At 63.3% G+C, this 23,076-nt stretch carries 21 protein-coding genes; 10 read left to right on the top strand and 11 right to left on the bottom strand.

Annotated elements, in window-relative coordinates; genetic code table 11:
- Positions 1-16: 16 nt before the first annotated feature.
- The 4 genes from tauA to M2395_RS27755 all read right to left on the bottom strand — a co-directional run bounded on the left by tauA (position 17) and on the right by M2395_RS27755 (position 5,674).
- On the bottom strand, positions 17-994 hold the full coding sequence (gene tauA, locus M2395_RS27770; RefSeq protein ID WP_015633766.1) for a taurine ABC transporter substrate-binding protein: 978 nt from the start codon (positions 992-994) through the stop codon (positions 17-19).
- Positions 995-1,167: 173 nt separating this feature from the next.
- Positions 1,168-2,751: a glutamate--cysteine ligase gene (gene gshA / locus M2395_RS27765; protein ID WP_026020196.1), complete on the bottom strand. Its 1,584-nt coding sequence runs from the start codon at positions 2,749-2,751 to the stop codon at positions 1,168-1,170.
- Between the two features lie 215 nt (positions 2,752-2,966).
- The gene (locus M2395_RS27760; protein ID WP_011058654.1) at positions 2,967-3,350 is read right to left on the bottom strand and encodes a PaaI family thioesterase; all 384 of its coding nucleotides are present in this window, start codon (positions 3,348-3,350) and stop codon (positions 2,967-2,969) included.
- Positions 3,350-5,674 (bottom strand): Tex family protein, encoded by a 2,325-nt coding sequence (locus M2395_RS27755; protein WP_011058655.1) that lies wholly within the window; start codon positions 5,672-5,674, stop codon positions 3,350-3,352. The genes M2395_RS27760 and M2395_RS27755 overlap by 1 nt, the downstream gene beginning before the upstream one ends.
- 359 nt (positions 5,675-6,033) lie before the next feature.
- Here M2395_RS27755 and ompR point away from each other — a divergent pair, with 359 nt between their 5' ends.
- Both ompR and M2395_RS27745 read left to right on the top strand, forming a co-directional pair.
- On the top strand, positions 6,034-6,774 hold the full coding sequence (gene ompR / locus M2395_RS27750) for a two-component system response regulator OmpR (protein ID WP_011058656.1): 741 nt from the start codon (positions 6,034-6,036) through the stop codon (positions 6,772-6,774).
- A 105-nt stretch (positions 6,775-6,879) separates the two neighbouring features.
- Positions 6,880-8,193 (top strand): ATP-binding protein, encoded by a 1,314-nt coding sequence (locus M2395_RS27745; protein WP_011058657.1) that lies wholly within the window; start codon positions 6,880-6,882, stop codon positions 8,191-8,193.
- A 75-nt stretch (positions 8,194-8,268) separates the two neighbouring features.
- Here M2395_RS27745 and rimK read toward each other — a convergent pair whose 3' ends face one another.
- Genes rimK through M2395_RS27730 form a run of 3 tightly spaced genes read right to left on the bottom strand, consistent with a single transcriptional unit; the run spans position 8,269 to position 10,449 of the window.
- Positions 8,269-9,174 (bottom strand): 30S ribosomal protein S6--L-glutamate ligase, encoded by a 906-nt coding sequence (gene rimK, locus M2395_RS27740; protein WP_007931744.1) that lies wholly within the window; start codon positions 9,172-9,174, stop codon positions 8,269-8,271.
- On the bottom strand, positions 9,171-9,653 hold the full coding sequence (locus tag M2395_RS27735; protein WP_015633768.1) for an ATP-dependent zinc protease: 483 nt from the start codon (positions 9,651-9,653) through the stop codon (positions 9,171-9,173). Before M2395_RS27735 ends, rimK begins: the two co-directional genes overlap by 4 nt.
- A 16-nt stretch (positions 9,654-9,669) precedes the next feature.
- A complete protein-coding gene (locus M2395_RS27730; RefSeq protein ID WP_123431240.1) occupies positions 9,670-10,449 on the bottom strand; it encodes an EAL domain-containing protein in 780 nt (259 codons plus the stop codon).
- A 115-nt stretch (positions 10,450-10,564) separates the two neighbouring features.
- On the opposite strand from M2395_RS27730, the gene M2395_RS27725 reads away from it, so the two are divergent.
- The gene (locus tag M2395_RS27725; protein WP_011058659.1) at positions 10,565-10,969 is read left to right on the top strand and encodes an RNA-binding S4 domain-containing protein; all 405 of its coding nucleotides are present in this window, start codon (positions 10,565-10,567) and stop codon (positions 10,967-10,969) included.
- 38 nt (positions 10,970-11,007) lie between these two features.
- Here M2395_RS27725 and M2395_RS27720 read toward each other — a convergent pair whose 3' ends face one another.
- Positions 11,008-11,820 (bottom strand): phosphatase PAP2 family protein, encoded by an 813-nt coding sequence (locus M2395_RS27720; RefSeq protein ID WP_011058660.1) that lies wholly within the window; start codon positions 11,818-11,820, stop codon positions 11,008-11,010.
- A 98-nt stretch (positions 11,821-11,918) separates the two neighbouring features.
- Here M2395_RS27720 and hslO point away from each other — a divergent pair, with 98 nt between their 5' ends.
- On the top strand, positions 11,919-12,821 hold the full coding sequence (hslO, locus tag M2395_RS27715; protein ID WP_011058661.1) for an Hsp33 family molecular chaperone HslO: 903 nt from the start codon (positions 11,919-11,921) through the stop codon (positions 12,819-12,821).
- A gap of 179 nt (positions 12,822-13,000) precedes the next feature.
- Positions 13,001-14,545, top strand: a complete 1,545-nt coding sequence (locus tag M2395_RS27710; protein WP_011058662.1) for a phosphoenolpyruvate carboxykinase — start codon at positions 13,001-13,003, stop codon at positions 14,543-14,545.
- A gap of 115 nt (positions 14,546-14,660) precedes the next feature.
- On the opposite strand, the gene M2395_RS27705 is transcribed toward M2395_RS27710, so the two are convergent.
- A complete protein-coding gene (locus tag M2395_RS27705; protein WP_185057802.1) occupies positions 14,661-15,515 on the bottom strand; it encodes a DMT family transporter in 855 nt (284 codons plus the stop codon).
- 40 nt (positions 15,516-15,555) lie between these two features.
- Positions 15,556-15,909 carry a DUF1493 family protein gene (locus M2395_RS27700; protein WP_011058664.1) on the bottom strand — a complete coding sequence of 118 codons (354 nt, stop codon included), beginning with the start codon at positions 15,907-15,909 and terminating at the stop codon, positions 15,556-15,558.
- Positions 15,910-16,142: 233 nt separating this feature from the next.
- Between M2395_RS27700 and M2395_RS27695 the strand changes: the two genes are divergently transcribed.
- The 5 genes from M2395_RS27695 (at position 16,143) to M2395_RS27675 (ending at position 22,434) form a co-directional block, all read left to right on the top strand.
- Positions 16,143-17,300: a YfaP family protein gene (locus M2395_RS27695; RefSeq protein WP_015633773.1), complete on the top strand. Its 1,158-nt coding sequence runs from the start codon at positions 16,143-16,145 to the stop codon at positions 17,298-17,300.
- Positions 17,301-17,367: 67 nt separating this feature from the next.
- Entirely contained in the window at positions 17,368-18,498 is a 1,131-nt protein-coding gene (locus tag M2395_RS27690; RefSeq protein WP_123431238.1) for a polysaccharide deacetylase family protein, read from the top strand.
- A 168-nt stretch (positions 18,499-18,666) separates the two neighbouring features.
- A complete protein-coding gene (locus M2395_RS27685; RefSeq protein WP_123431237.1) occupies positions 18,667-20,601 on the top strand; it encodes an ATP-dependent DNA helicase RecQ in 1,935 nt (644 codons plus the stop codon).
- Between the two features lie 104 nt (positions 20,602-20,705).
- Positions 20,706-21,932: a 3-hydroxyacyl-CoA dehydrogenase gene (locus tag M2395_RS27680; RefSeq protein ID WP_123431236.1), complete on the top strand. Its 1,227-nt coding sequence runs from the start codon at positions 20,706-20,708 to the stop codon at positions 21,930-21,932.
- A gap of 67 nt (positions 21,933-21,999) precedes the next feature.
- A complete protein-coding gene (locus tag M2395_RS27675) occupies positions 22,000-22,434 on the top strand; it encodes a thioesterase family protein (protein WP_011058669.1) in 435 nt (144 codons plus the stop codon).
- Positions 22,435-22,601: 167 nt separating this feature from the next.
- Here the strand turns inward: M2395_RS27675 and M2395_RS27670 are convergent, their stop codons facing one another.
- Complete coding sequence (locus M2395_RS27670) at positions 22,602-23,075, bottom strand: YMGG-like glycine zipper-containing protein (RefSeq protein WP_011058670.1); 474 nt, start codon at positions 23,073-23,075, stop codon at positions 22,602-22,604.
- Position 23,076: the final 1 nt, after the last annotated feature.

Genomic DNA, 23,076 nt, shown 5'->3' with positions numbered 1-23,076 from the left:
CCTGTCCTGACGCGGGTTATTCAGGGATGAACTTGGCGCTGACGTAGGGGGCGTAGTCCGGCAGCACTGCCTCCACCTTGCCCTGCTCCTTGAGGAACGCGGCGGTGTCGGTGATGGCCTTGGTGGTCGGCGCACCGAGGCTGACCACCTGGTCGGCGGCCAGCGGGTAGACGTTGCCCTGCAGCAGCAGCGGAATATCGCTGGCCTTGGCCCCGGAGAGCTTCACCAGCTTGTCGACGTTGCCCTGGTTGGCCAGCCAGGCTTGCGGGTCCTTGCGGTACTGGGCGTAGGCATCCAGGGTCACCTTGGCGAAGGCCGTGACGATTTCCGGATGCTTCTCGGCAAAATCCTTGCGCACGATCCAGGCATCGAAGGTCGGCGCGCCGAACTTGGCCAGTTCACCGGAGGTGATCAGCACCTTGCCGTTTTCCTTGGCCACGCCCAGGGCCGGGTCCCAGACGTAGGTGGCATCGATATCGCCGCGCTTCCAGGCGGCGATGATCGCCGGTGGCGCGAGGTTGAGTATCTGCACTTTCGAGGGGTCGATGTTCCAGTGCTTCAGGGCTGCCAGCAGGCTGTAGTGGCCGGTGGAAACGAAGGGCACGGCGACTTTCTTGCCGACCAGGTCCTGGGGCGAGGTGATCCCGGAACCGTCCCGGGCCACCAGGGCTTCGGCGGCGCCGATCTGGGTGGCGATGAGGAAGGTCTGCACCGGCACCTTGCGGGTGATGGCGGCGGTCAGCGGGCTGGAGCCCAGGTAGCCGATCTGCACATCGCCGGAAGCGATGGCGGCGATGACGTCGGCGCCGTTATCGAATTTGCGCCAGTTGATCTTGGCCTGGGTGGCTTTTTCATAGCTGCCGTCGGCCTGGGCCACTTTGGCCGGGTCGACGGTGGTCTGGTAGGCGACGGTGACGTCGGCCGCCTGGGCGAAGAAACTCGCTGCGGCCAGGGACGCGGCCGCCAGGAGGCGAAGGGGGAAATGCAGTTTCATGGGAGGCTCCTCATAGGCGGCCGGTGATCGGCGTGGGAGGAGACTAAATGATCTAAGAATGCAGAAATAAATAACTTATTTGCATTAGCTTATGAGGGGAATATGCAGAGTGCTGTTCGCCGGCAAGCCGGCTCCTACGGGAGGGGTGTAGGAGCCGGCTGGCCGGCGAAGCGTCAGTTGCTGATGGCCAGGATGCTGGCCTGGTAGGCACCGACGAACACGTCGAAATCACCCACCTCGTTCTGTTCAAGCTCGGTCTGCTGTTCCAGGGATTTGCGCGCCGCTTCTTCGAACGCGGCTTGCTCTTCCTTGCTCAGGGCCTGGCTGCGGAAGTACTCGGCATGGGCCTGGCTCTGGCGCAGGGAGAACTGGGTGAAGCTCTCCTTGTGCTCGCTCATGGCCGCCAGCACCTGGGCCGAAGGGGTCAGGGACGAATCCTTGACCTTGGCCAATTGGGCGTCCAGGGCCTTGCTGTGCACGTCGCTGCCATGGCTCTGGTCGAGCAGGGCGGCCAGAGGGGCGATCTGCTCCAGCAGTTGGGCGGCCCACTCCTTCATTTCCACCGGCTGGCCCTGGCGTTGCAGCTGCAGGCCCGGGCGCCGGCCTTCCTTGACCACGGCGAGGAAGTTCGAGGTGGCATTGCCGCACTCGTTGTTCTCGAACAGCGGGCTGTCGTTGAGTGCGCAATACAGCAGGAAGGCGTCGAGGAAGCGGGCTTCCTGGATGTCGATGCCCAGTGGCAGGAACGGGTTGATGTCCAGGCAGCGTACTTCGACGTACTGGATACCCCGGGCCATCAGCGCCTGGATCGGCCGCTCGCCGGTGTAGGTCACGCGCTTGGGGCGGATGTTGGAGTAGTACTCGTTTTCGATCTGCAGGATGTTGGTGTTCAGTTGCACCCATTCGCCATCCTTGTGGGTGCCGACTTCCACATAGGGCGCGTAGGGCGTGGCCACGGCCTTGCGCAGGCTGTCGGTGTAGCTGTTCAGGTCGTTGTAGCAAGGGGTCAGGCCGGCCTGGGCCTTGCTCTGGTAGCCCAGGTCGCTCATGCGCAGGCTGGTGGCGTAGGGCAGGTACAGGGTCTCGGCGTCCAACTGTTCCAGCTGGTGCGAGCGGCCGCGCAGGAAACCCGCGTCCAGGGCCGGCGAGGCACCGAACAGGTACATCAGCAGCCAGCTGTAGCGACGGAAATTGCGGATCAGCGCGATATAGGCCGAAGACTGGTAGTCACGGTCGGTGCCGACAAAGCCCTCGGCCTGCTTGAGCAGCGGCCATAGCTGTTCCGGCAGGGAAAAGTTGTAGTGGATCCCGGCAATGCACTGCATGGTCTTGCCGTAGCGCAGGGCCAGGCCCTTGCGGTACACGTACTTGAGCTGACCGATGTTGGAGGTGCCGTAGTAGGCGATGGGGATATCTTCCTCGGCCGGCAACGGGCACGGCATCGATGGACTCCACAGGTACTCGTTGCCGAGCTTGCTGTAGGCGAAGCGATGAATCTTGTCGAGGCTGGCCAGGGTGTCCGCCGGGTCCTTGAGGGCCGGGGTGATGAACTCCAGCAGCGACTCGGAGTAGTCCGTGGTGATCTGTTCGTTGGTCAGCGCGGAACCCAGTTCTTCCGGGTGCGGGGTCTGTGCCAGGCGGCCTTCGCCGGTGACACGCAGGCATTCACGTTCGATACCGTGCAGGCACTGCTCGAGCAGAGAGAGGTTAGCGCGCTCGCCGAGCAGAGCCAGGCGGCGGTTGAGAAGTTCGCTCAAGTTGGATTCCTTCACGCGTCAGTCGCCCCAATATGGGGGTGGGCAGGACGGTCTACAAGGGTGAAGTTAAAACTGGCGTTTTCGCCTGGTTTTTGAGTCAAGCCGACTCGCCTGAAAACGCCAATCCTTCATCCCTGAATCTGGCTTTAGCGCGGGCAGAAAACTCCGACGCCGCTTTTGCAGCGCCGAAATTAACCCAAATACATGACAGGGAGCTATAGGACCGCGAAGGTGCCTTGTGCTTTTGCGACCAGTTTGTCGCCCTGGATCACATCCGCTTCCACCACCAGGGTGCGGCGGCCGGGGTGGATCACCTTGGCCCGGCACAGCACCTCGCCCTCGGCCACGGCGCGGATGTAGTTGATCTTGCACTCGATGGTGGCGCTCTGCTGGTCGAAGCCGTGGGTGCTGGAACAGGCCAGCCCCATGGCAATGTCCACCAGGCTGAAGATCGCCCCGCCGTGCAGCTTCTGCCCGCGATTGCGCAGTTGCGGGGTCAGCTCCAGGGCGACGTCCGCTTCGCCGGTTTCCAGGCGTTGCAGACGGCAGCCGAGCAATTGGCTGAAGGCGCTTTCGGTCAGGCCGGCAGGGATCTGCATCAGCGTTTCTTCAACTGCTTGGCGTTGGCGAACAGCGAGGCCATGGCGTTGTTGCTCGGGGCGGGCGCGGCGCTCTCCTTGCGCGGTGCATTGCCCTGGGAGGAGCGTGGCGCCGAGCCGGGGCGGGAGCCACGGGCACCGTCGATCTTCTCGCCCGGGGTGTCGCCCATGCGCATCGACAGGCCGACGCGTTTGCGCGGGATATCGACTTCCATAACCTTCACTTTCACCACGTCACCGGCCTTCACCGCTTCGCGTGGGTCCTTGATGAACTTCTCCGACAGCGCCGAAATGTGCACCAGGCCGTCCTGGTGCACGCCGATGTCGACGAAGGCCCCGAAATTGGTGACGTTGGTCACCACGCCTTCGAGGATCATCCCCAGTTGCAGGTCCTTGAGGTCTTCGACACCGTCCTGGAACTCGGCGGTCTTGAACTCGGGGCGCGGGTCGCGGCCGGGCTTGTCCAGTTCCTGGAGGATGTCGGTGACGGTGGGCAGGCCGAAGGTTTCGTCGGTGAACTTTTTCGGGTCCAGGCGCTTGAGGAAGCCGCTGTCGCCGATCAGCGAGCGGATGTCGCGGCCGGTGTCGGCAGCGATGCGTTGTACCAGCGGGTAGGCTTCCGGGTGCACTGCGGAAGCGTCCAGCGGGTTGTCGCCGTTCATCACACGCAGGAAGCCGGCGGCCTGTTCGAAGGTCTTTTCACCCAGGCGGGCGACTTTTTTCAGCGCGGCGCGGGTCTTGAAGGCACCGTGTTCGTCGCGGTGGCTGACGATGTTCTGCGCCAGGGTCGCGTTGAGGCCGGAGATCCGCGCCAGCAGGGCCACGGAGGCGGTGTTGACGTCGACGCCCACGGCGTTCACGCAGTCTTCCACCACCGCGTCCAGGCCACGGGCCAGTTTCAGTTGCGAGACATCGTGCTGGTACTGGCCGACACCGATGGATTTCGGGTCGATCTTCACCAGCTCGGCCAGTGGATCCTGCAGGCGGCGGGCGATGGACACCGCGCCACGGATCGATACGTCCAGGTCCGGGAATTCCTTGGCCGCCAGCTCCGAGGCCGAGTACACCGATGCACCGGCTTCGGAGACCATGACCTTGGTCATCTTCATGGCCGGGTATTTCTTGATCAGCTCGGCCGCCAGCTTGTCGGTTTCCCGGCTGGCGGTGCCGTTGCCGATGGCGATCAGGTCCACCGAGTGCTTGGCGCACAGGGCAGCCAGAATGCCCAGGGTCTGGTCCCACTTGTTATGCGGCACATGGGGGTAGACGGTGGCGTGGTCCAGCAGCTTGCCGGTGGCATCCACCACCGCCACCTTGCAGCCGGTGCGCAGGCCCGGGTCCAGGCCCAGGGTGGCGCGCGGGCCGGCCGGAGCGGCCAGCAGCAGGTCGTGCAGGTTGTGGGCGAAGACGTTGATCGCCTCGGTTTCCGCGCCATCGCGCAGTTCGCCCAGCAGGTCTGTTTCCAGGTGGGTGTAGAGCTTGACCTTCCAGGTCCAGCGCACCACTTCGCCGAGCCATTTGTCGGCCGGGCGGTTCTGGTTCTGGATGCCGAATTGCTGGCCGATCATGCCTTCGCACGGGTGCATGGTGCCCGGCAGTTCGTCACCGACTTTCAGCGCGGAGCTGAGAATGCCTTCGTTGCGGCCACGGAAAATTGCCAGGGCGCGGTGCGACGGCATGCTTTTGAGTGGTTCATCGTGTTCGAAGTAGTCGCGGAACTTGGCGCCTTCCTCTTCCTTGCCGGCGATCACGCGGGCGCTGATGGTGGCTTCCTGCTTGAGGAAATTGCGCAGCTTTTCCAGCAGGCTGGCGTCTTCGGCGAAGCGCTCCATCAGGATGTACTTGGCGCCTTCCAGGGCGGCCTTGACGTCGGCCACGCCTTTTTCGGCGTCGACGAAGCGTGCGGCTTCGGTTTCCGGAGCCAGGTTCGGGTCGTTGAACAGGCCGTCGGCCAGTTCGCCGAGGCCGGCTTCCAGGGCGATCTGGCCCTTGGTGCGGCGCTTCTGCTTATAAGGCAGGTAAAGGTCTTCGAGGCGGGTCTTGGTGTCGGCCAGCTTGATGTCGCGGGCCAGCTCCGGGGTCAGCTTGCCTTGCTCTTCGATGCTGGCCAGGATGCTGATCCGCCGTTCGTCGAGTTCTCGCAGGTAGCGCAGGCGCTCTTCCAGATGACGCAGCTGGGTGTCATCGAGGCTGCCGGTGACTTCTTTCCGGTAGCGGGCGATGAAGGGCACGGTGGAGCCTTCATCCAATAGAGCGACGGCCGCTTCGACCTGTTGTGGGCGTACGCCGAGTTCCTCGGCAATGCGGCTGTTGATGCTGTCCATAAAACCACCTGACAAATTGTGAAAGCAGGCCCGCGGGCACGAAAATAAGGCCCGGCGAGTCTGGTTGAGCGGCCTGGCACGCGCCGCCACCTGGATCAAAAGGCTGCCTGTTGACCCGTGAAATCGAAAAAATACTGCCGGCCCGGGTAAAAAAATAAACCGGCCGCAGGCGTACTGATCAGATATTGCCCAACACAAAAGGCGGCGCATTATACCCAGCGTTAGCCGTTGCGGGGTGATCGCCAGCCTCAGGCCGACAGCGGGTTTGCTGGCGATAGAGGAAAAATCTGCTAACAATGCACTCGGTGCGTATAACGGCAGCTACGCCATAATGCGCACCGAGATAAGAGGAGCATCCAATGAGCAGCACTGTACAAACTGCTGAAGGCGAAAAAATTCTTATTGTTGACGACGACCCGGGGCTGAGCAGCCTGCTGGAGCGTTTCTTCGTCAGCAAGGGCTACCGTGCCCGCGCAGTACCTAACACCGAGCAAATGGACCGCCTGCTGGGTCGCGAAGTGTTCAACCTGGTGGTACTCGACCTGATGCTGCCCGGCGAAGACGGCTTGACCGCATGCCGCCGCCTGCGCAGCGCGAACAACCAGATTCCGATCATCATGCTCACCGCCAAGGGCGACGAGCTGAGCCGCATCAAGGGCCTGGAACTGGGCGCCGACGATTACCTGGCCAAGCCGTTCAACCCCGACGAGCTGATGGCGCGGGTCAAGGCCGTATTGCGTCGCCAGTCCGCCCCGGTGCCGGGTGCGCCGGGCAGCGAAGACGAAAGCGTGACCTTCGGCGACTACGAGTTGTCCCTGGCCACCCGCGAGCTCAAGCGCGGCAATGAAGTGCACATGCTCACCACCGGTGAATTCGCGGTGCTCAAGGCGCTGGTGATGAACGCCCGCCAGCCGCTGACCCGGGACAAGTTGATGAACCTGGCCCGTGGTCGCGAATGGGACGCCCTGGAGCGTTCCATTGACGTGCAGATCTCCCGCCTGCGTCGGATGATCGAGCCCGATCCTTCCAAGCCGCGCTACATCCAGACCGTCTGGGGCGTGGGTTATGTCTTTGTGCCGGATGGCACCGCGACCAAGTGATCATTGATTTGTAGGAGCCAACGCCCGGGCCGGTAACGACCCGGGCGTTCGCATTCCGCAACGGTGCGAGCGCGAGTCGCTCCTGCAAAGTGTGTAGTGGCTGTTATGAAAACCCCGCTGTGGTTCCCCCAGAGTTTCTTCTCCCGCACCCTGTGGCTGGTGCTGATCGTGGTGCTGTTTTCCAAGGCATTGACCCTGGTTTATCTGTTGATGAACGAGGACGTGCTGGTGGACCGGCAGTACAGCCACGGCGTGGCCCTGACCCTGCGCGCCTACTGGGCTGCCGATGAATCCAACCGTGACCAGATCGCCGAGGCTGCCGGCCTGATCAAGGTGGTGGGCAGCGGCGTACCGGCCGGCGAGCAGCATTGGCCCTACAGCGAGATCTACCAGCGGCAGATGCAGGCCGAACTGGGCGCCGACACCGAAGTGCGCCTGCGCATGCATGCGCCGCCGGCGCTCTGGGTGCGGGCGCCGAGCCTGGGGGACGGCTGGCTCAAGGTGCCGCTGTACCCCCACCCGCTGCGGGGGCAGAAGATCTGGAGCGTGTTGGGCTGGTTCCTGGCCATTGGCCTCTTGTCCACCGCCTCGGCCTGGATTTTCGTCAGCCAGCTCAACCAGCCCCTCAAGCGCCTGGTGTATGCCGCCCGGCAACTGGGCCAGGGGCGCAGCGTGCGCCTGCCCATCAGCGATACGCCCAGCGAAATGACCGAGGTCTACCGCGCGTTCAACCAGATGGCCGAGGACGTGGAACAGGCAGGGCGAGAACGGGAGTTGATGCTGGCCGGGGTGTCCCACGACCTGCGCACGCCGCTGACCCGGCTGCGCCTGTCGCTGGAATTGATGGGCGATCACACTGACCTGACCGACGACATGGTGCGGGATATCGAGGACATGGACGCCATTCTCGACCAGTTCCTGGCCTTCATTCGCGATGGGCGCGACGAATCGGTGGAAGAGGTGGACCTGGGCGATCTGGTGCAGGAAGTGGCGGCGCCCTACAACCAGAACGAAGAACGGGTGCACCTGCGCCTGGAGCCGATCCAGCCGTTCCCGTTGCGCCGGGTGTCGATGAAGCGCCTGCTCAACAACCTGATCGGTAACGCCCTGAATCATGCGGGTACGGAAGTGGAAGTGGCGGCCTATGTGTCCGGTGACACCAATGCGCCCTATGTGGTGCTCAGCGTGATGGACCGTGGCGCGGGGATCGATCCTTCGGAACTGGAAGCGATCTTCAACCCCTTCACCCGTGGCGACCGTGCCCGCGGCGGCAAGGGCACCGGGCTGGGGCTGGCCATCGTCAAGCGGATTGCCGCCATGCACGGTGGCAATGTCGAACTGCGCAACCGCCCCGATGGTGGCCTGGAAGCGCGGGTACGCCTGCCGCTGGGCTTGCTGCTGCCCCGTGATGCGGATTGATCAGGGCTTCGCTCCTGCAGGCAGCACATAGCCCGTAGGAGCTGGCTTGCCAGCGCAAGGCCGGCAACCCGATCCCTAGCCCTTGCCCTTGGTCCGGGTCATGTTCGGCCCGCCGTTCTTCTCGATGTGCTCGATGATGATTCCCGCCACGTTCTTGCCGGTGGTGGTCTCGATGCCTTCCAGGCCCGGCGAGGAATTGACTTCCATCACCAGCGGCCCGTGATTGGAACGCAGGATATCCACCCCTGCCACGCTCAGGCCCATGACCTTGGCCGCCCGCAGCGCGGTCATGCGTTCTTCGGGAGTGATCTTGATCAGGCTGGCGCTGCCGCCGCGATGCAGGTTGGAGCGGAACTCCCCCGGCTTGGCCTGGCGTTTCATCGCCGCGATCACCTTGTCCCCCACCACGAAGCAGCGAATGTCGGCGCCGCCGGCCTCCTTGATGTACTCCTGGACCATGATGTTCTGCTTCAGGCCCATGAAGGCCTCGATCACCGATTCCGCCGCCGTGGCGGTTTCACACAGCACCACGCCGATGCCCTGGGTGCCTTCCAGCACCTTGATCACCAACGGCGCGCCATTGACCATCTCGATCAGGTCGGGAATGTCGTCCGGGGAATGGGCGAAGCCGGTCACCGGCAGGCCGATGCCACGCCGCGACAGCAACTGCAGCGAGCGCAGCTTGTCCCGGGAGCGGGCGATGGCCACCGATTCGTTGAGGGGGAACACCCCCATCATTTCGAACTGGCGCAGCACCGCGCAGCCATAGAAGGTCACCGAGGCACCGATCCGCGGGATCACCGCATCGAAGCCTTCCAGGGGCTTGCCGCGGTAGTGGATCTGCGGCTTGTGACTGGCGATGTTCATGTAGGCGCGCAGGGTATCGACCACTACCATTTCATGGCCACGCTCGGTGCCGGCCTCGACCAGACGACGAGTGGAATACAGACGCGGGTTACGCGACAGCACAGCGATCTTCATGCAACACCTGTGGCAGAGGTAGTGGATACCGGGAACACCGGTTTGTCTTGTACGTACTTGATGCCCGGATTGACCACCAGTTGGCCGTCGATCAGAGCCTTGGAACCCAGCAGCAGGCGATAGCGCATGGCCTTGCGGCAGGCGAGGGTGAACTCCACCCGCCACACCCGATCGCCCAGGGCCAGGGTGGTGCTGATCACGTAGCGCACCTGGGCCTGGCCGTTGGAGCTTTTAATGGTTTTCATCGCCACCAGCGGTGCTTCGCAGCGCCGGTGACGCAACTGCACCACACTGCCCAGGTGGGCATTGAAGCGCACCCACTGCTCACCTTCGCGCTCGAAGGGCTCGATCTCGGTGGCATGCAGGCTGGAGGTGCTGGCCCCGGTGTCGATCTTGGCGCGCAGGCCGGCCACGCCCAGATCCGGGAGCGCCACCCACTCGCGCAGACCGACAACGGTCAAATGGTCAAAAGTCTTCAATAAGGAAAATCCGCAATTAGCTGTTCCAGGCCGCGGCCGGAACCTCGGCCAGGGCTTTGAATGCAGGCTTGGCGAACCAGTAGCCCTGCATCAGATAAATTCCACAGTCGCTGAGAAAGTCCCGTTCACCGGCGCTTTCAATACCTTCGGCGATGACTGTAACCCCCAACTCCGCACACATTGTGACAATCGCGCGGATGATCGCCTGGCGTACGCGATCCTGGTCCACATCGCGCACCAGCGCCATGTCGAGCTTGATCAGGTCGGGTTGGAAATCCGCCAGCAGGTTCAGCCCCGAGTACCCCGAGCCGAAGTCGTCGATGGCGGTCTTGAAGCCGAATTCGCGGTATTCACGCAGAATATTGGTCAAATGGCGATAGTTATCTACGTGCTGGCTTTCCAGGGTTTCGAAAATCAGCCGGTCCAGGGGAAAACGCTGGGCCCGGGCCGCCTCCAGGGTGCTGCGGATGCACAGTTCCGGCCGGTACACGGCGTTGGGCATGAAGTTGATCGACAGGTGGCTTTGCATCCCCAACTGGGCGGCGAGGGTGATTGCCTGGGTCCGGCAGCGCTGGTCGAAACGGTAGCGATTGCTTTCATTGACCTGGCCCAGCACCGTTCCCGCCCCTTCGCCATTGACCCCGCGCACCAGGGCTTCATGGGCGAAGACCGAGCGGTCCCGCAGATCGACTATGGGCTGGTAGGCGAAGGAAAAATCGAAGCCCAGTGGCTGGCTTTGCTGGCAACCTTCGCAACGGTTGCCGGGCGAGGTCAGGGAAGTGGGGAAGTCAGTCACGGGGACTCCTCGCGTATCAGGGCGCAACCTGGGTTATTTTAGGTGAGCGGCAGGGTTTATGAGAGCCCGCTTGCAGGCGGTAAAGTTGCGACATTTTTCAGCGAGGGGAATTCCAGTGGCGCACAAGCAGGAAGAAGAGGACAAGGTTCGTCTGGATAAATGGCTGTGGGCAGCGCGCTTCTACAAGACTCGTGCCCTGGCCAAGACAGCGATTGAAAGCGGCAAGGTGCATCACCGGGGCGAGCGCTGCAAACCGGGCAAGGAGCCGCGGGTAGGCGATGAATACCAGATTCGCGCCGGCTTCGACGAACGCACCGTGGTGGTCCAGGCCCTGTCCATCGTCCGCCGTGGCGCTCCTGAAGCGCAGGCTCTGTACGCGGAAACCGAGGCCAGCATCGCCAAGCGCGAAGCCGCTGCGGCCCAGCGCAAGGCTGGTGCCCTAGGAGTGAGCACCGACGGTAAACCGAGCAAGAAACAGCGCCGGGACCTGTTCAAGTTCCACGGCAGCAACCACGAATGAAACCGTAGGAGCCGGTAAGCCGGCTCCTACGGGGCTGCTTAGCGCAGCAGGCTGCTGGCGCGCACCACGCTCATGCGCGAGAGCACGGGCATCCGGCTCAACAGGTTGAACAGCGGGTGGGTCAGGCGCAGCAGGAAGTTCGACATCCGCGCCGCGTACGGGGTGTAGTAGCCCCAGCCCAGGGCCAGCACCGCCAGCAGCACACCGCCGATGTAGTCGTCCTGGCCCCAGTGGGCGCCTGCCACCAGGCGCGGCATCATGAACAGCAGGGTCAGGCCCCAGACGATCAGGAACTGGCCGATGCTGCGGCTGAAGATCCCCATGAACAGGCCCCAGATCAGCAGCACCGAAGCGTGGTCGCCCGGGAAGCTCTGGCTGGAGCGGTCCTTGAGTTCCCAGGTCTTTTCCCAGCCCGGGAAGTAGTCGCTCATGTGCACGGCGCCTTCCAGCACCATGGACGGGCTGTTGTGCTGCCAGTTCATGACGGCCACCAGCTTGGAAAACAGCGCGCGAATCACCACCATCAGAATCAGGATCGATAGAAAGCCGAAGAAGGCACGGCGCACGTCCACCGCCTTGAACACCCAGTCACCGCGAATCAGCAGGCCGAGCATGATCAGCCCCACTACGATATCGAACGGCCGCAGGCTGGCCACGGCCCAGATATGCAGCCAGGTCGAGTTGCTTGCCAGAGGGGCGTTGAGGTGGTGGAACAGCCATTCGTCGAAGACCGTGCAGAGCGCCTGCCCGGTGGGCCACAACCAGAAACCCAGCAGGGCCAAAGGGAGTAAATTGCACAGAACCAGCTTGCCGAGGTTCCACCTTGCTTGGAACAAACCCGGATTGTTCATAAAATATCTCCAATCACCGCAAAACTGCACCCTCATGGTGCAAAGCCGCAATTTTCGGTGCTTGTCACCTTTTTGTCATCATTCAGATACCCAGACCTATGACTGATTTGCCGGATACCGACTTCACTCAACGCTTCATCTTCGATGAGAGCGACACCCGCGGCGAGCTGGTGGCGCTGGAGCGCAGTTACGCGGAAGTCCTCGCCAAACACCCCTATCCCGAGCCGGTTGCACAGCTGCTTGGCGAACTGATGGCGGCGGCATCGTTGCTGGTCGGCACCCTGAAATTCGATGGCTTGCTGATTCTCCAGGCCCGCTCCGAAGGCCCGGTGCCGCTGCTGATGATCGAGTGCTCCAGCGAGCGCGAGATCCGTGGCCTGGCCCGTTACGACGCGGAGCAGATCGCCCCTGATGCCACCCTCGCCGACCTGATGCCCAACGGCGTCCTGGCCCTGACCGTGGACCCGACCAATGGCCAGCGCTACCAGGGCATCGTCGACCTGGACGGCACCAACCTGGCGGAATGCTTCACCAACTACTTCGTCATGTCGCAACAGACCGGCACCCGTTTCTGGCTCTATGCCGACGGCCGCAGCGCCCGTGGCCTGCTCCTGCAACAACTGCCCGCCGACCGCCTGCGTGATCAGGAAGAGCGTGACGCCAGCTGGCAGCACCTCACTGCCCTGGCCAGCACCCTGACCGCCGATGAGCTGCTGAGCCTGGACAACGAAACCGTGCTCCACCGCCTGTACCACGAAGAAGCCGTGCGCCTGTTCGACGTGCAGCCGCTGCGTTTTCGCTGCAGTTGCTCGCGGGAACGGTCGGGCAATGCGCTGGTCAGCCTGGGTCTGGAAGATGCCCAGCAACTGGTGGTCGAACATGGCGGCAGCATCGAGATCGATTGCCAGTTCTGCAACGAACGCTACCTGTTCGATGCCGCTGATATCGCGCAATTGTTCGCGGGGGCGGGCGTGGACACGCCGTCAGATACTCGTCACTAAAACGATTCAGCGCAGGTAAATCACCTGGCAAACGCCGGAATTACGCCGTGCTGACGGGAGGGCCCTACTATTTTGGGGCTTTTCTGGCATAATCCGGCGCACTTTTTTCGCGGTAGTAGTGCGCGAGTTTCTACTACAAAACGTTTGGAGCACTCGGCCAATGGCCGACGGGGAACCTCATGACGCAAGCCAATAACGCCGTGTACACCGATCTGAGTGTGGATGATCTGGTCAAAGAAGCCCTGAACCGCGGTGAGGGCGAGCTTGCCGATACCGGCGCTCTGGTGGTTCGCACCGGTCATCGTACCGGCCGTTCGCCAGTGGATCGTTTCATCGTAGAAGAGCCCAGCACCCAGGACGCTATCGCCTGGGGCCCGATCAACCGCAAGTTCCCGGCGGCCAAGTTCGACGCCCTGTGGGACCGCGTTGAAGCCTACCTGGGCGAGCGCGAGCGTTTTGTTTCCCATGTGCATGTAGGTTCCGATCCGGCGCACTACCTGCCGGTGAAAATGACCACCGAGACCGCCTGGCACAACCTGTTCGGCCGCTGCCTGTTCATCAACCCCGAGCAGTACAACGCCGGTGGCAAGGATGAGTGGCAGATCCTCAACGCGCCGAACTTCGTCTGCGAGCCAGAGCGCGACGGCACCAACTCCGATGGCACCGTGATCCTCAACTTCGCGGCCAAGAAAGTGCTGATCGCCGGCATGCGCTACGCCGGTGAAATGAAGAAAGCCCTGTTCTCCGTGCAGAACTTCCTGCTGCCGGCTGCCGACGTACTGCCGATGCACTGCGCTGCAAACATGGGCGAAGAAGGCGACGTGACCCTGTTCTTCGGTCTGTCGGGCACCGGCAAGACCACCCTGTCCGCTGACGAAAGCCGTTACCTGATCGGTGACGACGAACACGGTTGGGGCGTGGGCGTGGTGTTCAACATCGAAGGCGGTTGCTATGCCAAGTGCATCGACCTGTCGGAAAAGAACGAGCCGGTGATCTGGAAAGCCATCCAGCACGGTGCCGTTCTGGAAAACGTGGTGATCGACCCGGTCACCAAGAAAGCCGACTACGCCGACGACAGCCTGACCCAGAACAGCCGCGCCGCCTACCCGCGCGAGCTGATCGAAAAACGCGCACCGAAGAACCTCGGTGGCGAGCCTAACGCCGTGATCTTCCTGACCTGCGACCTGACCGGCGTACTGCCGCCCGTCTCGATCCTCAGCGAAGAACAAGCCGCCTACCACTTCCTGTCCGGCTACACCGCTCTGGTGGGCTCGACTGAAATGGGTTCGGGCTCGGGCATCAAGTCGACCTTCTCCACCTGCTTCGGCGCACCGTTCTTCCCGCGTCCGGCGGGCGAATACGCCGAGCTGCTGATCAAGCGCATCCGCGGTTTCGGCTCCAAGGTCTACCTGGTCAACACCGGCTGGACCGGCGGTGGCTACGGCGTGGGCAAACGCTTCAACATCCCCACCACCCGTGGCGTGATTGCAGCGATCCAGAGCGGCGCGCTGATTGGTGCCGAGACCGAGCACCTGGACATCGTCAACCTGGACGTGCCAAAAGCCGTACCGGGCGTCGAAACCGGCCTGCTCAACCCACGTAACACCTGGGCGGACAAAGCCGCCTACGACGAAGCCGCCAAGGCCCTGGCCGGCCTGTTCATCGAGAACTTCAAGAAGTTCGACGTGAGCGACGCGATCAAGGCAGCCGGTCCAAAGCTGTAAGCCTCGACCTGCAATGAAAAAGCCGCCCTTCGGGGCGGCTTTTTTGTGCGCCGCTGTAGCCGCAGGCGCAGGCTGCGATGGGATGCGCGGCATCCCCTGGGCCAGCCAGACACCCTCACGTCTTCAAGTGCAACACCAGCGCCCCCAGCAACACCAGCACCACGCCCGCCACTTGCACCGCCGTCAGCCGCTCCTTGAAGAACACATAGCCCAGCACCGCAGCGATGCCGCCGGACAGGGTGCTGATTACCGTCACCACCGACACCGAGCCGCTCATGGCACCCCAGGAAAAGGCGAAGAAGGCGCCAAGGTTCATCAGGCTGGTGGAGGCCAGCAGGCCGCAGTTCTTCAGCGGCGGGATCTTCAGCCCGTCCGCAACTTTGAGCACCATCAGCAGCATCACGCCGCTGCCCACCGCGTAACCCAGCCAGAGCATGCTGATCGGCCCCAGTTGCGGCAGGGTGTAGCGGCCCTGCAGCCAGAAGCTGGTGCCATAGAGGAAGGCCGAGAGCAGGGCGAAGAAGATCGAGCGGCCGGCGGCGGTGCTGTGGGGCAGCTTGGAGTCCGAGTGCAGGCTGGAGAGGATCACGCCGATCACGCACAACAGGATGCACATGAGCTGCAGCAGGCTGATCTGCTCGCCACTGGCCCAGGACAGCAAGGTGGTGACCACACCGTAGGAGGTCACCAATGGGGCGACGATGGAGGCTTTGCCTAGGGCGAAGGCCTTGCCCAGGGCCAGGGCGCCGGAGACGGTAAAGGTCGCGGCGAGCACGCCCATCAGCCAGACCTCCAGGGGCGCGGCCATGGCCTGGAGCAGGAAGGCGGGAAAGATCACCAGCAGCAGGCTCATCAGGGTGAACCCCAGGCTCTGGCTGAAGAACACCGCACGTTTCACGCCCACGGCGCGCACGTTGAGCCCCACGAGAAAATCGGTGCCGCCCCAGAGCAGGGCGGCGAGCAAGCCCATCAGTACGTCCACGGTATTTCCTTATGTACTGCCGTGAACCTTAGAGGCCTTCCAGCTCCTGAGTGTCCCAGCGTTGCTCCTTGAGCGCCCGGTACAGCATGCCGATGGTCAGCGGGAGCTTATCTCCCCGACCCTTGGCGCGACGCTTGAGGGACACATCGTAGCCTTCGGGCTGGAAGTAGCGATAGCTGTCGAAATCGACAAAATCGATATCAAACTGTTCTTCCAGAGCGTTGAGTAAATGACGGGCGTCGGCGCCGTCGCAACCCAGGTCGAGATTGATCGCGGTGTTCAGGCGAAGAGTCTTGCGCTCGGGCAGGCCTATTTCCTCATGCAGCAGTTGCATGAGCTGGCGCATGATGACGTCGTCGGGAAAGCCGGGGGCCAGTTGCATGGTCGGGGTTCACTTGCGGTTTCCAGGAGCTGCAGTGTAAGGCGAGTAGGGGTTTGGCTTGCAAGTGCTCGGAGGTCGGGACGGGGGGCGTTGCTCCGGGTAGGCAAGACTGTCGTTTGGCGCTGTATTTACGGCGCCAGGCCGAGCATTGGCGGGCAAAACTGTGTATGGTTCGCCGCTGATGGGTGGGGCGGGACAGAGGTCCGGCCATCGTTATCTACAGGGATTTTGTTATGGCTTTTTTCCGCCTGGCGGCGTTGTTGTGGCTAGGGATGCTGATGAGTCCGGTGCAGGCTCAGTCGTTGTCGCTCCAGGTGCTGGATGCGGTGGTCAAGGACGCGGTACTGGCCGATGCCGAAGTGCAGTTGGGGCAGGCTTCCGGACGGACCGATGCCCAGGGGCGAGTGACGCTGGAGGCCGCCGATTCGCCGGGCAGTGAACTGCTGATCCGCAAGCTCGGTTATGCCGACCTGCGGGCCAAGTGCCCGTGCCAGGGGCTGAGCTACGCCATGAGCCCGGTGCTCAAGGATCCGCAAAGCCTGCGCGTGGTGCTGAGCTGGAGTGCACCGGGGGAAGACCTGGATGCGCATTTGAGCTATCCCCACCGGTTGCTGTATTACGCCACCGGCACCGGGCCGGGGGCGCGGATGAATGTGGATAGCACCGACAGCCGCGGGCCGGAGACCCTCACCATCGAACAGCCTGTGCCGGGCGATGCCTACGTGTATGCGGTGCACGACTTTACCAACGGCAATAATCCCGAATCCTTGCGCCTGGGCCGCAGCCAGGCGCAGGTCTTTGTCTATAAGGGCCCGACGCTGATGCGCAGCTACCGGGTGCCACAGAACCGCCAGGGCAACCTCTGGGTAGTGTTTCGCCTGACGGCCAATGGCCAACTGCAGGACATCGATCGGGTGCTGCAAGGCAACGAGGAAGTGGAGTCGCGGATGAGCGACCTCGATCCGCTGCTACTGGCCAATGGCAAGCCCATCGATGAAGTGCTGGCCAGGGACGAGGGGCCGGTGGATGCCAAGAGCCTCAACCAGAAAGGCGAGGCTTCCTACCGCAAGGGCGACTTCGGCAGTGCGGGTATCTACTATCGCGAAGCCATCGAGCTGGATCCAGGCTTTGCCCAGGCCTACAGCAACCTGGCGCTGTCCAACCGCAAGAACAGCCGCCCCGACGAGGCCGTGGCCGCCGATCGCCAGGCAATCGCCCTGGCCAGTGGCCCGTCGGCACCCACCATACGCGCCAGCGCCTACTACGACATGGGGCGCATCTACGAAGATGCCGGGCAATTGGTCACGGCGCTGGAGCACTACCGCAAGGCCCGGGAGCAGAAGGCCAACCCGGTGTACGACAAGGCGATAGAGCGGTTGCAGAACCGCTGATCACACAGGCAGAAGTTATCTCCACAACGCGCCGGCAGTGGCGCGTTGTGCATTTATGGAGGTTGGTATGCGAATTCGTGTTTTCCCCTGGTTGCTGGCGCTGTGTCTGACCACAGGGGTGGCCCAGGCGGCCGGGCCGCTGGTGTTCGCCACCATCGACCGCAGTGGCTGGCCGAATCCGCTGACCAGCGCCGCAGATTTCGATACCGCCTCCCGGGCCGAGATTCTGATGTTCAGCAAAGCCCTGCTGGCCACCGAGGCCTTGGATGACAAGGCCCTCAAGCAGCGGCTTGGAGTGCGGCAGCTTGACCGCAAGTCGGTGGATCAACTGCGCCAGCGTTTTTGGGACCAATTGCTGGGCAACTACCGGCAGGCCAGCCAGGGCTGTGATGGCCAGCCTTTCTGTCTGCAGGTACGCAGCCTTGGGGAGCTGCGGCAACTGGCGGCCAGTTTCACCGGCGCCAGCAAGGCGGCCTACGGCGCCTGGGGTGAGGCCAGTGGGCAGTTTCATCAGCAGTACCTCAATGAACAGCTGCGCCTGGCCGCCTTGTTTCCCGCCGTCAGCAGTGAGATCCAGCGCATGGACCCGGCAGAGCGCCTGGGCGACGAACTGGCAGACCGGCAGTTTCTGCTGACCTTCGACGATGGGCCGAGCCTGAGAGACGGGCCTACGGATCAGTTGATCGAGGTGCTGCGGGCCTACGATCTGCATAGCCTTTTCTTTGTCCTGGGGGACTCGTTTCAGGCGCGCCTGAGCCAGTCTTCGGCAGGGAAAATGCGCGAGTTGTACGACGGTCAGTGTGTGGGCGTACACGGCTGGGAGCACAAGTCCCACTCCTCCTGGAACGAATGGCAAAGCTCGGTGATTCGCAGCGCCAACTTGGCCAACCGCACGTTGACCAATGAGTACCTGCCGCTGTTCCGGCCGCCATACGGGCAGCGTCGCAGTGACAGCGCCGGGTTCTTCAAGGCCCAGGGGGTGCAGGTGATGCTGTGGAACATCGACTCCCAGGACTGGAGCAAGAAGGTCGGCGCCGAGGCGGCCGCGCAGCGGGTGCAGACACTGATGCTGCTCTGGCGCCGGGGCATCATTCTGTTCCATGACACCCATGCCAAGGCCGCCCAGGCGGTTCCGGCCTTGCTCAAGGCCAATCAGCACAACGGCGTGCAGTGGCTGGATTGCCGGACCTTGCGCTAGCGGTGGCCTCCTTTAGCGGCAAGCCGGCTACTGCGCTGGGGCTGGCTTGCCGATGAAGCTTCTTGTGCCCGGTATCATCCGGTAGCGCTTTTCCTTCGACCTTTTCTGGCCCTGCCGACCTGTCCCGCTAGTCTTCAAGACAGGTCAGCGGTCCAAGGAGTGACCCTTATGCACAGCACCCTGGAACAGGTCTTCGGTTATCCACAGTTTCGTCCGGGCCAGGAGGCCGCGGTCAGCGCGGTGCTCTCCGGGCGCTCGGCGGCAGCGATCTTTCCCACCGGTTCGGGCAAGTCCCTGTGCTACCAGTTGCCGGCCCTGCTGCTGCCGCACCTGACCCTGGTGGTTTCGCCGCTGCTGGCGCTGATGCAGGACCAGTTGGCCTTCCTCCAGCGCCACGGCATTGCCGCTGCCAGCATCGACTCGGCCCAGGGCCGGGATGAAGCCAATGAGGTCATGGCCCGGGCTCGTTCCGGGGAGCTGAAGATCCTGATGATCTCGGTGGAGCGGCTGAAGAACGAACGCTTTCGCAATTTTCTGCAGCAGGTGCCCATCTCCCTGCTGGTGGTGGACGAGGCGCACTGCATCTCCGAATGGGGCCACAACTTCCGCCCCGACTACCTGAAACTGCCGGACTACCAGCGCCAGTTCAACATCCCCCAGGCCCTGCTACTGACGGCCACGGCGACCCCCAAAGTGATCGCCGACATGCAGGCCAAGTTCGCCATCGCCCAGCAGGACGTAGTAACCACCGGTTTCTACCGGCCCAACCTCAACCTGCTGGTGGAGCCGGTACCGGGCGCCGACAAGCGTCGGCGGCTGGTGCAGTGGATGAGCGCCCGGGCCGGGCAGCCGAGCATTGTCTACGTGACCCTGCAGAAAACCGCCGAGCAGATCGCCGAGCACCTGAGCCAGCAAGGCATCTCCGCCGAGGCCTACCACGCCGGCCTGCCCCACGAGCAGCGCGAGTCGATCCAGCGTCGTTTCATGGAGGGCCGCAGCCACTGCATCGTCGCCACCATCGCCTTCGGCATGGGCATCGACAAGAGCGACATCCGCAACGTGGTGCACTTCGATCTGCCCAAGTCCATCGAGAACTACAGCCAGGAAATCGGTCGTGCCGGGCGCGACGGCCAGCCTTCGGATTGCCTGGTGCTGGCCAACCGCGACAGCCTCAACGTGCTGGAAAACTTCGTCTACGGCGACACCCCGGAATTGAGTGGCATCCGTTGTGTGCTGGAGGAGTTGCAGGCATCGGCGGCGGACGGGCAATGGGAGTTCCTGCTCGGCCCCCTGGCGGACCAGAGCAACATTCGCCAACTGCCACTCAAGACCTTGCTGGTGCAGCTGGAACTGCGGGGCCTGATCGCGCCGCGCTATGCCTATTTCGCGGAATACCGCTTCAAACTGCTGCTGGAAACCGAGGCCCTGCTGGCGCGTTTCGAAGGCGAGCGGAGGGACTTCGTCGAGGCCGTGATCAACACTTCAAGCCGCGCCAGGACCTGGGCTACGGTGAATTTCGACGCGCTCTACGAGCAGTACCAGGCGCCGCGCAACCGGGTGGTCAAGGCCTTGGACTACTTCCAGGAAAAAGGCTGGGTAGAGCTGGAAAGCAAGCAGATGACCGAGGTCTACAGCCTGTTGCAGACGGACTTTGACCTGGCGGCACTGAGTGCCGACCTGCACGGTTATTTCACCCGCCACGAGGGCAGTGAAATTGCGCGGATCCACGCCATGCTCGACCTGTTCGCCACCGAGCAGTGCCTGGGTTACCGCCTGGCGGAGTATTTCGGCGACCGGCAGGCACCCCAGCGTTGCGGGCATTGTTCGGTGTGCCATGGCCAGGTGGCGCGGCTGCCGGAGCCGCCGGTTCTGCCCGCGCTTGTGGATAAGAGTTTCGACGGGCTGTGTGGCCACTTTATCCACAGGCACCAGCAGCACACCGGCGATGTACCCGGGGCGGAACGCCTGACCCGTTTTCTCTGTGGTATCAGCGTGCCGTTGTTCACCCGGCTCAAGGCTCGGAGCATCCCCGGTTTCGCGGCACTGGAAGATTACCCTTATGCCGCGGTGCGGGCGTGGTGCGAGGCCCATTTGCCAGGCTGAAAATCCATCTGCTGAATGCTGCTTATCACAGGAATAAATTTCAAAAATGATGAGGGCCTGACTATGGTGGGGGCTGTCTTTGGATCGCCCACAAGAGAGCCAGCATGAGCCAGACAGCTTTCGATATTCAGCGCGCCGCCGTGATCGGTGCCGGCACCATGGGCCGTGGCATTGTCATGTGCCTGGCCAATGCCGGCCTGCCGGTACTGTGGCTGGACAACAACCCGCAGATGCTCCAGCAGGCCCTGGCGGCGGTGGCGGACACCTATGCCCACAACGTGCGCCAGGGGCGCATCGATCAGGCCGAGGCCGATGCGCGGGTGGCGCGGATCAAGCCGGCGGCGGATTATCCACAGCTCGCCGACGTGGACCTGGTGATCGAGGCGGTCTACGAAAACCTCGAACTCAAGCAGCAGATCTTCCGCCAGCTGGACGCGACCCTCAAGCCCGAGGCGATCCTTGCCAGCAACACCTCGGCCCTGGATATCGACGCGATTGCCGCAGTCACCCAGCGGGCGCCACAGGTACTGGGCCTGCACTTCTTCAGCCCGGCCCACATCATGAAACTGCTGGAGGTGGTGCGCGCGGCCAAGACCGCGCCTGCGGTGCTCGACGCTGCCTTGGCCCTGGGGCAGCGCATGGGCAAGGTCAGTGTCGTGGCGGGCAACTGCTTCGGCTTCATCGGCAATCGCATGCTCAACACCTACGTGCTCGAGGCGCGCAAGATGCTGCTGGAAGGGGCGTTTCCCTATCAGGTGGATGGCGCCTTGCAGGGGTTCGGTTTCGCCATGGGCCCGTTCCGCATGTATGACGTGGTGGGCATCGACCTGGGCTGGCGCGCCCGGCAACTGGACGGTGTGGGCCAGGATGCGCCCGAGGTGCAGATCGACAACCGGTTGTGCGAGTCGGGTCGTTTCGGCCAGAAGAGTGGCGACGGCTACTACCACTACGAACCCGGCAGCCGCCAGGCCGAGCATGACCTGCAGGTGGATGCGCTGGTGCTGCAGGTCAGCGAGGAGCTGGGTTACCGGCGCCGGGACATCGGCCCCGAGGAGATCCTCGAGCGCTGCCTGCTGGCGCTGGTCAACGAAGGTGCGAAGATTCTCCAGGAGGGCATCGCCCAGTCGGCCGCCGACATCGACCGGGTCTATCTCAATGGCTACGGTTTTCCCAAGGAGCAGGGTGGGCCGATGAGCTGGGCGGATGCCCAGGGGCTGGAGCAGGTCCGCCAGCGTTTGCAGCACCTGCAAGCCGAGCACGGGGCGCATTGGCGCCCGGCGCAGTTGATCGAGGAACTGGCCGCGGCCGGAAAAGGGTTTGCCCAGGCTTAGCTGCCTGGGGTGAAATGCCGGGCGATCAACCGATCGCCCGGCCTTCAATCGATGGGAGAGAGCCCTGATGTCCGAGCCTATGCCGCAACGCGGCGACTATCGTCATTTCCAGCCGATCATCACCCGCTGGCATGACAACGATGTCTACGGCCACGTGAACAATGTCACCTACTACAGCTTCTTCGACACGGCGGTGAACACCTACCTGATCGAACGGGGCGGGCTGGATATCCATGACGGCGAGGTGGTGGGATTCGTGGTCAGCTCGGCTTGTGATTACTTTGCGTCCATCGCCTTTCCCGAACGCATCGAGATCGGTTTGCGGGTCGGCAAGCTGGGCAACAGTTCAGTGCAGTACGAACTGGCGGTGTTCAAGGCGGGAGAGGCGGATGCCTGTGCAGCGGGGCGTTTTGTCCATGTGTTCGTGGATCGGGCATCGAACCAGCCGGTGCCGATTCCGCCCGCATTGCGGGCGGCGCTGGAACAGCTGCTGGTGGCGTGAACGTCGATAATCGATCTGGAATCTGGAATCTGTAGCCGCTGCCGTAGGCTGCGATCGGCTCCGCAGGAGACGCTAACCTGTCTCCACGAGCCGCCTGACACACCGCAGCGCCTGCTCTGGCGAGTCCTGCGGCCTCGTTCGCAGCCTGCGCCAGCGGCTACAGGGGATCAGTCGCGGTAGTGGCGGTGCTTGCGATGCCCGTAGGCATGGCCACGGCCACGGTGGCCGTCGCGGTAGTAGCGGCGGTCGTCGCGGCCGCGGTAGTCGCGATCTTCCCGGGCACTTTCATTGCCCATGTAGTTGCCCAGCGCGCCGCCGGCGCCACCGCCTGCCGCTGCGCCGATCAGGCTGCCGGTGTTGCCGCCCATGCTGCGGCCCACCACGTTGCCGCCGGCTGCGCCCAGGGCGCCACCAATGGCTGCCTGGCCACGGCTGCGTTTGTCCGCACCCACTGCGCTACCGCCGGCGCCGCCCAGGGCCGCACCGATGGCGGAACCGGTATTGCCGCCGATCTGCTGACCGACCACCGAGCCTAGAACCCCGCCCAATGCGCCGCCCACACCTGCTTCAGTGGTGCCTCCGGCAGAGGCGACGCCGCTGACCAGGCCAAGGGACAACAAGAGAATCGAGGAGAACTTCATA

The organism is Pseudomonas sp. BIGb0176 (assembly GCF_024810175.1).
GTDB lineage: Bacteria > Pseudomonadota > Gammaproteobacteria > Pseudomonadales > Pseudomonadaceae > Aquipseudomonas > Aquipseudomonas protegens.
The sequence above is the reverse complement of the archived record's forward strand: the minus strand, read 5'-3'. Positions and strand labels throughout refer to the sequence as shown.

Bases quoted from the DNA above. Each gene is read 5' to 3' on its own strand.
- M2395_RS27675 (WP_011058669.1), top strand. From the start codon at position 22,000: ATGTCCGAGCCTATGCCGCAACGCGGCGACTATCGTCATTTCCAGCCG.
- M2395_RS27755 (WP_011058655.1), bottom strand. From the start codon at position 5,674: ATGGACAGCATCAACAGCCGCATTGCCGAGGAACTCGGCGTACGCCCA.
- M2395_RS27690 (WP_123431238.1), top strand. From the start codon at position 17,368: ATGCGAATTCGTGTTTTCCCCTGGTTGCTGGCGCTGTGTCTGACCACA.
- M2395_RS27700 (WP_011058664.1), bottom strand. From the start codon at position 15,909: ATGCAACTGGCCCCCGGCTTTCCCGACGACGTCATCATGCGCCAGCTC.
- hslO (WP_011058661.1), top strand. From the start codon at position 11,919: ATGACTGATTTGCCGGATACCGACTTCACTCAACGCTTCATCTTCGAT.
- M2395_RS27710 (WP_011058662.1), top strand. From the start codon at position 13,001: ATGACGCAAGCCAATAACGCCGTGTACACCGATCTGAGTGTGGATGAT.
- M2395_RS27745 (WP_011058657.1), top strand. From the start codon at position 6,880: ATGAAAACCCCGCTGTGGTTCCCCCAGAGTTTCTTCTCCCGCACCCTG.
- M2395_RS27720 (WP_011058660.1), bottom strand. From the start codon at position 11,820: ATGAACAATCCGGGTTTGTTCCAAGCAAGGTGGAACCTCGGCAAGCTG.
- rimK (WP_007931744.1), bottom strand. From the start codon at position 9,174: ATGAAGATCGCTGTGCTGTCGCGTAACCCGCGTCTGTATTCCACTCGT.
- M2395_RS27695 (WP_015633773.1), top strand. From the start codon at position 16,143: ATGGCTTTTTTCCGCCTGGCGGCGTTGTTGTGGCTAGGGATGCTGATG.
- ompR (WP_011058656.1), top strand. From the start codon at position 6,034: ATGAGCAGCACTGTACAAACTGCTGAAGGCGAAAAAATTCTTATTGTT.
- M2395_RS27685 (WP_123431237.1), top strand. From the start codon at position 18,667: ATGCACAGCACCCTGGAACAGGTCTTCGGTTATCCACAGTTTCGTCCG.
- M2395_RS27760 (WP_011058654.1), bottom strand. From the start codon at position 3,350: ATGCAGATCCCTGCCGGCCTGACCGAAAGCGCCTTCAGCCAATTGCTC.
- M2395_RS27670 (WP_011058670.1), bottom strand. From the start codon at position 23,075: ATGAAGTTCTCCTCGATTCTCTTGTTGTCCCTTGGCCTGGTCAGCGGC.
- tauA (WP_015633766.1), bottom strand. From the start codon at position 994: ATGAAACTGCATTTCCCCCTTCGCCTCCTGGCGGCCGCGTCCCTGGCC.
- M2395_RS27680 (WP_123431236.1), top strand. From the start codon at position 20,706: ATGAGCCAGACAGCTTTCGATATTCAGCGCGCCGCCGTGATCGGTGCC.
- M2395_RS27705 (WP_185057802.1), bottom strand. From the start codon at position 15,515: ATGGGCTTGCTCGCCGCCCTGCTCTGGGGCGGCACCGATTTTCTCGTG.